12 protein-coding genes are annotated in these 14,447 nt (G+C 36.3%); 7 read left to right on the forward strand and 5 right to left on the reverse strand.

The window, feature by feature from the left end; translation table 11 throughout:
* The first annotated feature begins 527 nt into the window (after positions 1–527).
* From WJM97_RS19395 to WJM97_RS19425, 7 genes are all read left to right on the forward strand, one after another.
* Complete coding sequence (locus tag WJM97_RS19395; RefSeq protein WP_353930402.1) at positions 528–2,366, forward strand: fatty acyl-AMP ligase; 1,839 nt, start codon at positions 528–530, stop codon at positions 2,364–2,366.
* A 10-nt stretch (positions 2,367–2,376) separates the two neighbouring features.
* Positions 2,377–4,185 carry an acyl-CoA dehydrogenase family protein gene (locus WJM97_RS19400; protein WP_353930403.1) on the forward strand — a complete coding sequence of 603 codons (1,809 nt, stop codon included), beginning with the start codon at positions 2,377–2,379 and terminating at the stop codon, positions 4,183–4,185.
* Positions 4,186–4,189: 4 nt separating this feature from the next.
* On the forward strand, positions 4,190–4,543 hold the full coding sequence (locus WJM97_RS19405; protein ID WP_353930404.1) for an acyl carrier protein: 354 nt from the start codon (positions 4,190–4,192) through the stop codon (positions 4,541–4,543).
* Between the two features lie 120 nt (positions 4,544–4,663).
* Positions 4,664–6,133 carry an MBOAT family protein gene (locus tag WJM97_RS19410; protein WP_353930405.1) on the forward strand — a complete coding sequence of 490 codons (1,470 nt, stop codon included), beginning with the start codon at positions 4,664–4,666 and terminating at the stop codon, positions 6,131–6,133.
* A gap of 78 nt (positions 6,134–6,211) precedes the next feature.
* Positions 6,212–7,141 (forward strand): hypothetical protein, encoded by a 930-nt coding sequence (locus tag WJM97_RS19415; protein ID WP_353930406.1) that lies wholly within the window; start codon positions 6,212–6,214, stop codon positions 7,139–7,141.
* Positions 7,142–7,241: 100 nt separating this feature from the next.
* Positions 7,242–8,501 carry an NAD(P)/FAD-dependent oxidoreductase gene (locus tag WJM97_RS19420; protein ID WP_353930407.1) on the forward strand — a complete coding sequence of 420 codons (1,260 nt, stop codon included), beginning with the start codon at positions 7,242–7,244 and terminating at the stop codon, positions 8,499–8,501.
* A 21-nt stretch (positions 8,502–8,522) separates the two neighbouring features.
* A complete protein-coding gene (locus tag WJM97_RS19425; protein WP_353930408.1) occupies positions 8,523–10,331 on the forward strand; it encodes a hypothetical protein in 1,809 nt (602 codons plus the stop codon).
* 257 nt (positions 10,332–10,588) lie between these two features.
* Here WJM97_RS19425 and WJM97_RS19430 read toward each other — a convergent pair whose 3' ends face one another.
* The 5 genes from WJM97_RS19430 to WJM97_RS19450 all read right to left on the reverse strand — a co-directional run bounded on the left by WJM97_RS19430 (position 10,589) and on the right by WJM97_RS19450 (position 14,350).
* Complete coding sequence (locus WJM97_RS19430; RefSeq protein WP_353930409.1) at positions 10,589–10,894, reverse strand: hypothetical protein; 306 nt, start codon at positions 10,892–10,894, stop codon at positions 10,589–10,591.
* Positions 10,881–11,270: a type II toxin-antitoxin system RelE/ParE family toxin gene (locus tag WJM97_RS19435; RefSeq protein WP_353930410.1), complete on the reverse strand. Its 390-nt coding sequence runs from the start codon at positions 11,268–11,270 to the stop codon at positions 10,881–10,883. Before WJM97_RS19435 ends, WJM97_RS19430 begins: the two co-directional genes overlap by 14 nt.
* 168 nt (positions 11,271–11,438) lie before the next feature.
* A complete protein-coding gene (locus WJM97_RS19440; protein WP_353930411.1) occupies positions 11,439–12,884 on the reverse strand; it encodes an ATP-dependent DNA helicase RecQ in 1,446 nt (481 codons plus the stop codon).
* A gap of 42 nt (positions 12,885–12,926) precedes the next feature.
* Entirely contained in the window at positions 12,927–13,535 is a 609-nt protein-coding gene (locus WJM97_RS19445; RefSeq protein ID WP_353930412.1) for a class I SAM-dependent methyltransferase, read from the reverse strand.
* Between the two features lie 215 nt (positions 13,536–13,750).
* A complete protein-coding gene (locus tag WJM97_RS19450) occupies positions 13,751–14,350 on the reverse strand; it encodes an MBL fold metallo-hydrolase (protein ID WP_353930413.1) in 600 nt (199 codons plus the stop codon).
* Positions 14,351–14,447 lie beyond the last annotated feature (97 nt).

Here is a 14,447-nt window from a genome sequence, read left to right on the forward strand (position 1 = left end):
TGGGTTTCCTTCCGTCAACCCAACCTACATCTATTCATTCAGATATTGTTTTGTTTTTTCCTACTAATGCTACTTACTGGGTAAATAGGAAAATACAAGCTGCGAATCTAATCATAAATATATTCTGTATAAACACTTGTCAGTATATTCAAGTATTTTGCAAAAAGGCATACACATACTACACAATATAGATGTGTAACAATATTTGACAACTCTAAATGTTTACGAAAAATTCATCATTTCTTTTCATTATGCAGAAAGGGTAAAAAAGATTAAAAACCTTGAAAAATCAAAATTATACCTATATATACCCGCCTATTTAAAAAGCCCTAATTTGAATTTAATGTGTTTTTTTAGTAAAAATACTGAAGAAGTATGAGAATTGATGAGTTTTTTATGTCACAATAGATAGCTGTATATCAATAAAAAAGTCAAGCTCATAGCTAAATAACTGTAGTCAGTACAACCAATAAAAATACAGTGTTATATATTAATTTTAAATACCCTAATTTTTGCGGAGTCGGCCAATGACTCAAAGCCAAGCTACCCAAAATTTGCCCATGAGTAACTTCTCTACCCTGGTTGAACTACTGCGCTGGCGTGCTACCAATGAAACTGATAAGCTTGCTTACACATTCCTGGTAGACGGGAAAAAAGAAGGAACAAGCTTGAATTATGGAGAACTAGATTGTCAAGCCCGTGCTATTGGTGCATGGTTACAAAAACATAATACCAAAGGACAAAGAGCATTATTACTTTATCCCCAGGGAATAGAAGTTTTAGCTGCTTTCTTGGGTTGTCTCTATGCAGGGGTAATCGCTATCCCAGTTCCCCCACCGGATGCGGGTAGATTAAAACGAGCATTACCTAGATTGCGGGCAATTGTTAAAGATGCTAATGCTACCGTTGCCTTCACTAATCGTAACTTTCTAGAAATTCTGCAAGGGGAAGATGCAGATTTCCCAGAATTTAAAGAAATGACATGGATAGCTACCGAAGATGTTGATTTAGAATTAGCAGATCAGTGGCAAGATCCGCAAATTAGTGCCGATAGTTTGGCATATTTGCAATATACATCTGGTTCTACATCCACACCGAAAGGGGTGATGATTAGCCATCACAATATTATTCACCATTGTAGTTATCTGCAAAAAGCCTGTGGTTATGATACTGACAGTGTTTCCATCACTTGGATGCCCTATTTTCACGATTATGGCTTAGTGGAAGGAATGACAGTACCACTGTACAACGGTCATCCCTGTTATATTATGTCCCCTCTGGCCTTTATTAAACGGCCGCTGCGCTGGTTGCAAGCGATTCAACGTTATCGGGGTACTCACTCTCAAGCACCTAACTTTGCCTATGAATTGTGTGTGAGTCGTGTTACCGATGAACAAGTAGCCAGTTTAGATTTAAGTAGTTGGCAAGCCGCAGGAAATGCCGCAGAACCCATTAACCCTAGAGTTTTAGAAGAATTTTATACAAAATTTGCTCCTGCTGGTTTTCAGTGGGAAACCTTCGCACCAGCCTATGGTTTAGCAGAAGATACATTATTAGTATCCACCAGTCCCAAGCACACAGCACCGGTACTTTGTCTGGTGAAAACCTCAGAAATAGAGAAAAACAAAATAGTTGAGGCTGATGGTTGGGGTGATGGTGTTCGCGCTATTCCTGGTTGTGGACAACTGGTTTGTGACACGAAAGTGGCCATAGTTGATCCTGATACTTTGAAACGTTGTTCACCTGATCAAGTGGGGGAAGTTTGGGTATGTGATCCTAGTGTGGCTGGTGGTTATTGGCAGCGTCCAGAGGAAAGCGAAAGCACCTTCCGTGCCTACACTGCGGATACTAAAGAAGGGCCATTTCTGAGGACTGGGGATTTAGGATTTATGCGTGGTGGTGAGTTATTTATCGCCGGACGGATCAAAGATTTGATTATTATTCGTGGTACTAATCATTATCCCCAGGATATCGAGTGGACTATACAACAAGTTCATCCTTGCTTGCGTCCTGACTACGGTGCAGCCTTTTCTATCAATGCGAATGGAGAGGAAAAACTGGTAGTTGTGCAGGAAGTAAAACGCAATCCCGAAGAATATCAAACCGAGGAAGTGATTACTAATATTCGTCAGGCGATCGCCGAAATTCATGAACTACAAGTTTATGCTGTAGTCTTAGCTAAACCTGGTAATATCCTCAAAACCTCCAGCGGTAAAATCCAACGTCGCGCTTGTAAAGCCAGTTTCCTCTCAGCAGAGTTGGAAGTCTTAGCAGACTGGAGTGAAAACCCTAAGTATAGCAACCACTACCGGGAACTATCCAAAGAGGTAGATAGCTTATTAGATCAAGTGCAAGTTAATCATTAAGGGAAACATTATGCAGCAACTCAAACAGTTTTGGGTCGCCGAAGCACTAGAAAAGGATTTAGGCGATCCTGGTAATCCAAATAGTATGATGTCCTTCAAACAGGTCATGGATCTGGATGAGAAGGAAGAATTTCCCGATGAAATTATAGACTGGCTATATAACTGGAAACTCCAACATTACTACATTCCCACAGAATGCGGTGGTGAATTTACGGGCTTTGACGAGTTTATCTCCTTTGTCCGCGTACTTTCCCGACGAGATCAAACCGCAGGGATAGCTTTTACTACCATGTTTTGGTCATACCTGGTGTGGATGGCGGGAACAGAGGAGCAAAAACAAAACCTAGCCAGCTTTATGAAGGATAACAATGGCACAATGTGCCTGGCTTATTCGGAAAAAGCCCACGGTAGTGATTTGTTAGGTGGAGATATGAAAGCCACTAAGGTAGAAGGTGGTTATCTCATGACCGGGGAAAAATGGCCAATTAACCGCGCTACCCGTTCTGGAGTGTCCTTTGTCCTGGCTCAAACCGACCCAGCCGGGGGCCCCCGTAGCCTATCCCTGTTCATGGTGGAAAAGAGCAAAATTGACCCAGCTAAATATAGTAATCTGCCCAAAATCCTCACTCATGGCATTCGCGGATCAGATATGAGCGGTATCAAATTTGATCACTGCTTTATTCCTGATGCGATGCGGTTGGGGGCAGAAGGTACAGGTTTAGAACTGGCTTTAAAGGGTTTTCAAATTACCAGGGCTTTATGTGCTGCTTTTTCCCAAGGTGCGGCTGACACGGCTTTGCGGACTACCTTGAAATTTGCATTAGGTCGCAAATTATACGGTAAAACAGTCTTTGATATGCCCCAACCCCGGCGTACCCTTACCGATGCGTTTTTAGATATTTTGATTTGTGACTGTTGTACCTATGGTGTGGGGCGTGGTTTTAGTACCGTTCCTGAACAAATCAGCGCCTGGTCAGCAGTGGTGAAATATTTTGTTACTACTACCTTAGAAACAGTTGTAAACAATGTCTCCGTGGTTTTGGGTTCGCGTTTTTATATGCGGGAAGCACACGACTGGGGTATTTTCCAGAAGGTGCTAAGGGATAATGCCATTATTAGTATGTTTGATGGTAGTAGTATTGTTAACCTGCACGCCCTGTTATTACAGCTAAGGCAGTTAACTAAATCTCGCGCTAGAAATGCTGGAAAGAATCTAGAAGCCCTGTCAACAAGATTATCTACCACTTTTGACCTGACACAGACTTTACCAGCCTTTGATGGTAAAAAACTAGAGTTAGTGAATCGGGGTGGAGATGATGTATTGCAAGGTCTGGAATTAGCGATCGCCTCCTTGGAGAAGTTAAAAAGTGACTCTAACTTGAATCCAGATACTCTTTATCAAATCATCACCTTTACGGAGATAATGCGAGAAGAATTAAACAGTCTGGATGTGGAAATCACAGAGTCAACCTTCCAGTTTGGCCATGAACAAGAACCAGAATTTTTTGACATGGCCAGAAAATACTGTGTATTGCACGCTGCGGCTGCTTGTGTGTATACATGGATTTATAACCGTAATCATCTAGGAGAATTTTTTGCTAATGGCGAGTGGTTAGCATTGAGCTTACGTAGGCTAATGTTAAACTTAAAACCAGCTAAGGCATTACCTGGAAGAATAGATGATAGTGGTGTCACCCAAGAAATGATTCGTTTATATAACGAAGACAGAATGTTTTCCATCGTTCCTTTCCAACTAGCAAAATCTCAACTAGAGGAAACCAGCACCGATGCAAGTCCAAAACTCCAACTCCAAACCTAATACTATGAACTCTGTAGATACTATTCAAAGTTGGTTAGTTAACCAAATTGCGACACAGTTAAAAATCGGTCCAGAAACTATTAAAGTTACTGAACCTTTAACTCGCTATGGTTTAGATTCCATTGACTCTGTAACCATCGTCGGTGATATGGAAGACTGGTTAGATGCAGAATTACCTTCTACCTTACTTTGGGACTATCCAACCATTGCCAAAGCTGCTCAATATTTAGTGGATGAAGTGGGTGTGTCTCCTGAAGAAACCGCTACTCCCCAACCAGCAGCAGCAAGTCAAGCAAAAGCAGAAGCACCCGCAGGTAAAGGTTGGGGTGGACTTTGGAACAAGATTAGTGGTAGCTAATATTGGTGATTGGTGATTGGTGATTGGTGATTGGTGATTGGTGATTGGGAAGATATACTACCTATTACCCATTACCCATTACCTATTACCTAATATTTCACAGGTTGGAGGGGTGGTGAATTGAATTTTTCGGAATTTTCGTTTTGGTGGGTACTGCTGCTATTTTGCATCCCTTTTTTTACAGTCCGCTATATTGCTAAGTCTTTAAACCTGTGGAGAGATATTTTCGACACTGTTGGCTTGGCCGCAATGTCGTTATTTTTATTTCTCAACGCCTCTAAATCTAGTTTTGCTATTTTTGTCTGTGAAATTATTTTCAACTACATCATGGTGTGGTGGATGTTGAAACAGGAACAGGCACAAGCTAAGTTAATAGCTACCTGCATTATAGTAGTTGATGTTGCTATTTTGGCCTATTTTAAATATCTCAACTTTTTTGTAGAAGATGTTTTAGGTTTAATTATTCCGGGATTAGCAGATAATTGGCAATCAAAAACTATTCCTGGGATGGGTTCAATTCCTCCAGGTTTGTCTTTTTACACCTTTCAAATGGTGGCATTTGTAGTTGATTCCTACAAAAGTAAAAGAGCGAGAAAAAAACCACTTGCTGCTTTAGATTATGTTAACTTTGCGGCATTTTTCCCCCAAGTTGTAGCTGGGCCAATTGAACGGAGAGCGGATTTATTTCCTCAGATTGAAAACTTCAGATTTAAGTTGACGTTTGATAACTTTGAGGCTGGTTTTCGCTGGTTATCTCTGGGACTTTTTATGAAGTTTGTTCTAGCGGATAATATTTCCCCTTATATCAAATTAGATCAAGTAGATAATCCTTGGTTAGTTTGGTTTTTTGCGTTTTTATTTACATTACAAATTTATTTTGATTTTGGTGGTTATAGTTTTATCGCTTTGGGTTTAGCAAAGTTTTTAGGTGTGAAATTAAGCCTCAATTTCCTTGCTCCTTATACTTCCCAGAGTATTAACGAGTTTTGGCGAAGATGGCACGTTACCCTGAGTACCTGGTTTAGAGACTATGTTTTTATTCCTTTAATGGGTAAAAATATGAAACTCGCACCATTATATCTTTTTATCACATTTACACTTTCTGGCTTTTGGCATGGGGCAGCCTGGAATTTTATTTTGTGGGGTGCTTATCACGGTTTACTACTGTTAGTTATACGTTATGTTGGACGACCATTTTACCAAATTATTGGCAAACAAAAACTGTTAATGCCTCAATTTATTTCCTGGGCTTTAACTTTTGGATCTGTGATTTTAGGATGTTTGTTTTTTATGGAAACAAATACACGTCGTTTAGTTGAAAAGTTGATAGTTTTAATAACTCCTTGGAATTATTCTTTATCAAATTTAGGGGAAGCTTTAACATTTTTTAATGACAATGGAGCAGTAGCTTTAGTAATAACTTTGGTTTTTTCTGTAGGACTTTTATTCATGGAACAATTAGGAGTATGGCGCGAGGGTGAAACAGAATATGATTTATTAGTTACCCCTTGGATGTCAAGAATTTTGTTAGTCTTGACTATTTTGTTTGCTGCTAATGCACCTTCTCCCTTTATTTACTTTGAATTTTAGTTATTAGTTATTGGTTATTGGTTATTGGTTAATTTTTTTTACTCTTACCTTTTACCTCTTACCTTCTTACTGTCACCTATGATGAACAAATTTGTAAAACTTTTAAGTTGGTTTGCGATCGCTGGTGTAACCTGGAGTGTTGGTTATGTTTACAATGCTCGTTATGGTGGTGAACTTAGCTGGTTACGGATGATGTATGAACAAAAAATGGCTGTTGCTAAAGAAGTACAAGCACCCAAACGGATTTTAATAGTCGGTGGTTCTGGCGCTCATTACACCGTTGATGCCAAACTGATGCAGGAACAATTAAATATTCCTACTATCAATATTGCTACCGATGGACCAGTGGGTTTAGATGTGATTTTACCTAGCATTCTTGATGTGATCAAAAAAGGTGATATTGTTTTACTAATTCCTGAATATTTATTGTTGTTAGATCAGGACGGTTTTGGCGATCGCTCTGGGCAATTTGGTGCAGCTATTGGTAAACCCGGTTTAGGAAATATACCCCCTAAACAACTCGCTCAAGATTTAATGTTATTAGGAATTCCCACCCTCCGCGCTGCGACAAAATCATCTTTAGATGTGATTGAAAAAGGACATTTAACAGGTTACTATTCTGATCCAGTTACAGAAAATGGTGATCCGACAGTGATGAAAAAAAGGACAAAAAGTGAATGGTGGTCATTAAAAATTAATGATAGTGTTTCTGATCACGCTTTGCAGCGAATTCAAAAATTTAAACAGGAAGTAGAAGCAAAAGAAGCAACTTTAGTTTTAGGACTTTCTTGGATTTATGGCAGCACTGATCCGAAAACTATGAATAATATTCGTGTTACAGCAGCAGAATTAGAAAAAATTGCTCCCGTACTTTATGACCAAAAAAGTTTAAATGTAAAGACAGATTCGAGTTTGTTTGCTGATACTCACTATCATCTTAATCCTGATGGTCGTCGTACTCGCACAAGCGAACTTGTTAAACAGTTTAAGGCTGCAAATATCAAATAAAATTTTGATTTTATTTCGTGCAATCTCCGTCAGGAGATCCCGCAGGGTAGTAGCAAAGGAGTAAATTATGAATTATCAAATATGAGTTATATAGATGAACATGAATAATTTGCTTAGTAATAGGAATCGGAAAAATAAGAATACTACTAATTATAATAGGCGGATTTGTGTTTTGGGTGGTGGGTTTGGTGGTTTATACACTGCTTTAGAATTGTGTAAATTTGCTCAATTTCATCATTCTAATTATGAGATTATTTTAATTGAGAAAAAAGAACGTTTTTTATTTACTCCTTTGCTTTATGAGGTGGTGACGGGAGAGTTATTAGATTGGGAAGTTGCACCAAGTTATCAAAAGTTGCTTGCAGATAGTCCGGTTAAATTTTATCAGGCAGAAATTGAAAATGTTGATTTAGAGCAAAAATTGATAAATTTGGAAAATGGAGAAATACTAAATTATGATTATTTAGTGTTAGCTGTTGGTAAAGAAACTAGATTAGATATACTCCCTGGTGCAGCAGAATACGCGCAGACTTTTAGAAGTTTGGCAGATGCAGAAAGGTTAAAAGAAAAGTTAATAATTTTAGAAACTTCTGATATTTCAATCATTAAAATAGCAGTTGCTGGTGCGGGTCCCAATGGGGTAGAAATAGCTTGTAAATTAGCAGATAGATTAGGAAAAAAAGGAGAAATTCACTTAATTGATCGGGGAAATGAAATCTTAAAAACTTTACCTAAAAGTTGTCAAACTGCATCTTATAGAGCTTTATTAAAAAGAAATGTACAAATACATTTGCATACTTCTTTAGAAAGAATTAAAGCTGATGAAATTATTATCAATTATCAAGGTAAAACCGAGAGATTATCAACAGATTTAGTTTTGTGGACAGGAGGAAATCAATCAATACAATGGGTAAAAGAACTAAGTTGTCAGCATAATCAATATGGGCAATTAATAGCGACTCCAACTTTACAAATAGCAGAATATCCTGAAGTATTTGTATTAGGAGACTTAGCGGAAATTAGAGATAAAAAAGGTAAAATATCGCCAACAACAGCCCAAGCCGCATTTCAACAAGCACCCCGTGCAGCTAAAAATATTTGGGCAAAAATTACAGGTAAGAAATTAAAATCATTTAGCTACCTACATTTAGGAGAAATGTTAACTTTAGGTGTTAAGAATGCTGTAGTTTTTAGCTTTGGAATTACTCTAGATGGTAAATTAGCTGGCATCATTCGTAGAGGAGTATATATTCAACGTTTACCAACCTTAAAACACAAACTTCAAGTAGCTAAAAGATGGATATTTGGGGGTAAAAAAAATAAATGCTCACGCAAAGACGCAAAGACGCAAAGAGAATAAGAGTTTATTAAAAAATAATTTATGGTTACTCAACAAGAAACATTAAAAAAACCCTGGGGAAAAATATTAGATACCATTATAGGATTAGATTTGCGATCGCTCGCTGCTTTTCGTATCGGTATTTCCATTATCATTTTAGTTGATTTATTTACTCGGTTTCAAGACTTAACCGCACATTATACAGATTATGGTGTACTTCCCCGCACTCTCCTATCAGAAGTAGCAAAAACTGGACATTGGTCATTACACGCTATTAGTGGTGAGCCAATTTTTCAGATTTTATTATTTGCGCTGGCAGCGTTTTTTGCATTGCAAATGTTAGTCGCTTATCGCACCAGATTTGCTACCATTGCATCTTGGATATTGTTGATATCCATGCACAACCGCAACCCAACTTTAATTTTTGCGGCGGATGATGTGTTACGTGCGCTCATGTTTTGGGCAATGTTTTTACCTTGGGGCGCTCGTTATTCTTTAGATAGTGCATTAAATACTTCTCAACTTCAATCACCGATTACATTTGCTTCCGGTGCAACTTTCGCACTAATGTGTCAGCAATGTTTTATCTATATTTTCTCAGCCGCAATTAAAACTAAAAGTGAAATTTGGACTGATGGCAGTGCGGTTTATTATGCTTTAAGTTATGACCAATATGTTACTCATTTGGGACATTTTCTCCTGAACTTTCAGCCAATTTTAAACGTCTTTACCCAAATTACTTTAGTGCTGGAATGGGTAGGCCCATTATTAATTTTCATTCCTTTTAAAAATCACATTTTCAAAACCATTGCTGTTTTTACATTTATCGGTTTGCATTTGGGATTTAGTTTAACATTAAATATTGGCATTTTTCCCTTTTTGAGTACCTTTAGTTGGTTAGCTTTTCTCCCTAGTGAATTTTGGGATGGTTTAGAAAAGCGTTTGCAAACTCCCGCACGTCAAGGTTTAACAATTTACTTTGATGCTGACTGTGGTTTCTGCAAAAAAGTAGTTCATATCTTACGAACACTGTTAATTTTACCAGGAACACCATTATTAATGGCGCAAGATTATCCAGATGTTTATGAGGATATGGAAAAACATAATTCTTGGGTAATTCAAGACTATCAAGGAGGACGACATTTCAAGTTTAAAGGTATTATTTATGTCGTCAGTTTATCCCCAATTTTTAAATTTTTAGTACCGTTATTAAAATGGCAACCAATCATGGCAGCGGGGACAAAATTCTATGAAGCAGTTGCTAATAATCGTAAGTTTGCAGGTAATTTGACTAAACCTTTTAAATTCCATTCTTTAGAGGTACGTAAATCCAAAGTTTTAAATATTTTGGCATTAATACTACTGTTGTACGCTTTTGTTTGGAATATTCAAAGTTACGCTCCTGATTTATTCAAGCGGAAAATATGGCAGCAAACCGCAATTATGGGACGCATAACTAGAGTTGATCAATCTTGGAGTATTTTTGCACCAGCACCCCCTAGAGATGACGGATGGCACGTTGTTCCTGGAAAGTTAGAAAATGGTAATGAAGTGGATATTTTCCGCTTTGGAAATACTGTGAATTGGGATAAACCCAGCTTAGGAGTGAGAAGTAAAATCTACCGAAATATGCAATGGCGTACTTATTTTATTAACCTCAATCGTGCCATAGGTAAAAAGCTTTATCCAGCTTATGGAAAATATGTTTGTAGTGCGTGGAATAGTAAACATCAAGATAGTGAAAAATTAACTAAATTCGATGTTTATTTTATGGATGAAATAACAGTACCACCAGGAGAAGAACAGACTGTAAAGAAAAAGTTGATTTTGGAACAGTCTTGTAATGAATAATTAGTCTGACTGGGAATTAATTCCCAGTTAACATTTAACAATTGTCAGGGAATAAATTCCCTGTCTAAAAGCTAAAGTCGGTTTTAACCGACTACAAGAATTTTATAGTAGTTAATAAATCAAACATCCTGGATATCCTGATTCAGACAATTTCATATTTCTTATTAATACCAAATTCATGTTACAATAAGATTATTTATTAACGATGATATTAATTCCGGTTTACCCAAATAATACTAAAATAAAAAACTTACAATTTACAAACCTACAGAAATACGCTCATCACCTTTTTCCAAAACCAGACGAAACCCACAAGATTGAACTATTTGTAAAAACTTACTAAAGTTAATATCATTTTGCTTCCCAGAGCAAATATCTTGAATAACAGCAGGAGAAAGACTAACTTCTTTAGCTAATTGTTCAACAGAAATATGATCATTTTCCATGATAGAAATTAACAATTCAGATAGTAAAAACTCCTGATATCCTGATGCAAACTTAGCTTGAAAATCATCATCTTGCATCATTCTATTAAAAGTTGATAACTGTTCATTCTTCTTCATAATATTTTCCTTCCTCATGACGTTGAATAAAATCATTCATATATTTGATAGCTTTTTCTTTTTGATTGTTTGGTAATTTTTGTGTTTTTTTCTGAAAAGCATTAGTGACAATAATTTTTTTACCAGTAAAAAAGAAACATAAAAATCTATCTGGTTGTGGTTTAAAAGCGTAAATCTTATCTCCTTCATTACGAAATTGTTCTTTATTACTTATTTTTCCAAAATCACCAATTCTTTTCACTAAAAATAAAAATTTTAATTGTTGTTGTTCGGATAGTTGATTAAAATACTCCAGAGCTTCACTTTCACTGTGTTCATCAAAATACCACTCTAACTGAAAAACTGAACCAACATAAATTATATACTCTTTACTCATAGCTCATGATTATAGCATATCTATTTACAAATTAACCAAAGTAACTCAAATAACATTTTATCAAATCAAAAATCCTGAAAATCATCAAATCCTGGACATCCTGATTCAGACAAAATCTTACATTGTTGGGTTTCCTATCGTCAACCCAACCCAACCTACTTTTATTATTTATTTCCGACAATTATCACAATGTCCACAACGCCAATTTTCAGCTTCTTTCCCAAACCCAAAAGTAGCTAACAAAAACTGCCAACGACACTTTTTCGTATGCAAATATTCTCTCATTTGTTTACCACCTTGCATCTGTTTATTTAACCCATTTCCCGACTTATTTAAAATTTGATAATTAAACGGGTCAATCCATTGTAATTGTCCACTACTATGCAATAAAGAAAGTGCCGTTGCACCATCAGGAAATTGTTTAATTACAGATGTTACCTCTCCCTGTTTTGGTAACTTCTTCACTAACATCTGTGCTTTCTGTTGTTGTTTCAACATCTGTTGTTCAAAAAACTGCTGTCTTTGTTTATCTTCCCCATCTAAAAACCCCGTCGGTTCACTAATTAAAGTCAAAGCTTCTGCTGGTTTTCCATCCCTTCCCGCACGTCCTATTTCCTGCACATATTCTGATAATAAATGTGGTGCATGAAAATGTATAATCCATCTGACATCAGCTTTATTAATTCCCATCCCAAACGCACAGGTACAAACCACAAACGGGATTTTTCCCCCTAACCAATTTGCTTCTACTGCACGTCTTTCTGTTGCACCTAAACCTGCATGATAACTAGCTGTTTTATAACCTATTTCTGTTAACCAAGCTGCTAATTCTTCACTATCTTTCCTAGTTCTCACATAAATCAAACCCGCCTGATTTTGATGTTTTTGAATAAACTTTAATAATTGTTGTTTTCTACCTTTTGGAGTCCAAGCAATACGTACTATAGGTTGTAAATTTGCTCGGTAAGGATTGAGCTTAAAACTATCAGGTTGTTGTAATTTTAGTACAGTAGAAATTATTTGTTGTGCTGAAGGATCTGCGGTTGCTGTAAAAGCTGCTATACTAATTTTAGTTCCCGCTGGTTTTGATTTTAATAAACCTGGACGTACAGCACCTAAACGCTGATAAGCAGGACGAAAAGTATCACCCCATTGAACTAAACAATGTGCTTCATCTAGGATAATTCCATTTATTTTTAATTCAGGGTTACATAACCTTTCCCAAACTGGAGGACTTAATAAATTTTCCGGTGATAAATATAATAATCTTAATTGTTGTTTTTCTAAAGCTTGCAAAGTTGCACGACGTTGAAATGAAGATAATTGACTGTGTAAAAGTGCTGCTTTTTGATTTTTTTGTTTGAGTTCTTCTACTTGGTTTTCCATCAGTGCTACCAAGGGAGAAACTACCAAAGTTAACCCAGTTTTTAATAGTGCAGGAAGTTGAAAACATATAGATTTTCCTCCTCCTGTCGGCATAATAACTAAAGCATCTTTTTGTGATAATAAACTATTAATTATTTCTCCTTGGGGTGGTCGAAAATCGTCATAACCCCAAACTTGTTTTAATGCAGTGCGAACTTCATTTAATGAAATATAATGGGGAATATTCATAGTATAACTCCTATGTCTATAAAGAAATATATTTCACCTAAGTTATTCAGGTTTGGTAAAAATTGTTAACATCACAAAACCTAATAAATAGTGATGTCCTAAACATAAAAGTCCTGCATCATTCCCTAATTTTTCCCGTTGTTCCTGACTGTAAAATTTAATTGCTGCTGGAGAATTAGCCATACATTTTAAAGGTGAGTTGTTAGCTACAATATCTACTAAATAGAATTTACTACCGGGAGAAAGTACCCGTTTTACTTCACTGATAACTTGTTCTGGGTGAGGATAATGTAAGAAACTAATAGTGTTAAAAACTGCATCAAATTGATTGTTGGCAAATGTTAATAATTCTGCATTACCTTCAATATAAATGAATCGCGGACGGTGTTGATTTTTTTGTCTAGCTATCCGTAGCATTTGCGCTGATAAATCTAAACCAGTTCCACGTAATTCCGGATATTGATATCCTAGACGATTGAATAATTGTCCTGTACCACAACCTAAATCAAGTACATTAGCATTAGCTGGTAATTCAATTTTAGACATTAATCTTTTATGAATAGCTTGATAAATAAAAGAAGGAAATGTCCAATCGTAACTGGATGACCAGCGATCAAAGATGAGTTTTTTGTTATTAATAAAGTTATTCATTGGGAATACTGTCAGAATCAGGATGTCCAGAATTTAAAGCATGAACAGAATTAAAACTGGGGTTTGATCACTAATTAGCTATCACCAGTTTTAAATATACAATCAAGCTAGTTGAGTTACTATATTTTATTGTAACTTTAATTTATACTTTAGATCCTTGAATTTTCCAAAAAAATCAAGGATAGAATATTAATGGTGTAAGTTTAAGCTGTTAATTACAAAGTTGCTGCTAATTCCTGTAATCTTTGCTTTCCATCTCTAAATATAGACCAACCATCACCCACTAAAACTGCTTCTATTTTTGGTAATTCTGTTAATCTGCGAACTGAGGCTATAGCTTGTTTTGGATTTATTAGCTTTTCTTGTGGTAATATAGATAAACTTCCAGCTATGGGCGATCGCACTAAATCACCAGTAATTAATGTCGTCTCTTCCAGTAACAAAGCTAACTCACCAGGGGTTTTTGATCCTGCCATTTCCATCACTTTTAGTCCGGTCACAACTTCTTCACCATCACTCAACCAGCGATCGCAAGCAATAGGAAAGTTATCTTTTTCTCCTATGGGTCCAGCAATTTTTGCATAAGTTTGAATAGCAATTTCTTTAGCTGATCTTAGATGATCCGAATTTGTCAACACAATCCAGTTTACACCACCGAGAGATTCTAAATGATTCCAGTCGTGGTTAGATAAAGCTACTGGATCAATTAATATATTACCCTCTGGACGTATCCAAGCAAAGCCATTAAAATCAATATTTCTCGCTAAGTTAAAACAAGTCCAACTATATAAATCAGCACGGTGTAAAAATTTCATAACTAAACTGCTTAAAACCCTGGAATACTTTATATAAGTTACTCTACTATAGATAATGTCTTATTCAAATTTACTTGATCAAAAATTAATGTAATAC

Origin of the sequence: Okeanomitos corallinicola TIOX110, assembly GCF_038050375.1 — a bacterium.
Taxonomy (GTDB): Bacteria; Cyanobacteriota; Cyanobacteriia; order Cyanobacteriales; family Nostocaceae; genus Okeanomitos; species Okeanomitos corallinicola.

What these genes read in the sequence shown, in the direction of transcription:
- WJM97_RS19395 (WP_353930402.1), top strand. Translation starts at nt 528, where the DNA reads ATGACTCAAAGCCAAGCTACCCAAAATTTGCCCATGAGTAACTTCTCT.
- WJM97_RS19400 (WP_353930403.1), top strand. Translation starts at nt 2,377, where the DNA reads ATGCAGCAACTCAAACAGTTTTGGGTCGCCGAAGCACTAGAAAAGGAT.
- WJM97_RS19405 (WP_353930404.1), top strand. Translation starts at nt 4,190, where the DNA reads ATGAACTCTGTAGATACTATTCAAAGTTGGTTAGTTAACCAAATTGCG.
- WJM97_RS19415 (WP_353930406.1), top strand. Translation starts at nt 6,212, where the DNA reads ATGATGAACAAATTTGTAAAACTTTTAAGTTGGTTTGCGATCGCTGGT.
- WJM97_RS19420 (WP_353930407.1), top strand. Translation starts at nt 7,242, where the DNA reads ATGAATAATTTGCTTAGTAATAGGAATCGGAAAAATAAGAATACTACT.
- WJM97_RS19425 (WP_353930408.1), top strand. Translation starts at nt 8,523, where the DNA reads ATGGTTACTCAACAAGAAACATTAAAAAAACCCTGGGGAAAAATATTA.
- WJM97_RS19430 (WP_353930409.1), bottom strand. Translation starts at nt 10,894, where the DNA reads ATGAAGAAGAATGAACAGTTATCAACTTTTAATAGAATGATGCAAGAT.
- WJM97_RS19435 (WP_353930410.1), bottom strand. Translation starts at nt 11,270, where the DNA reads ATGAGTAAAGAGTATATAATTTATGTTGGTTCAGTTTTTCAGTTAGAG.
- WJM97_RS19440 (WP_353930411.1), bottom strand. Translation starts at nt 12,884, where the DNA reads ATGAATATTCCCCATTATATTTCATTAAATGAAGTTCGCACTGCATTA.
- WJM97_RS19445 (WP_353930412.1), bottom strand. Translation starts at nt 13,535, where the DNA reads ATGAATAACTTTATTAATAACAAAAAACTCATCTTTGATCGCTGGTCA.
- WJM97_RS19450 (WP_353930413.1), bottom strand. Translation starts at nt 14,350, where the DNA reads ATGAAATTTTTACACCGTGCTGATTTATATAGTTGGACTTGTTTTAAC.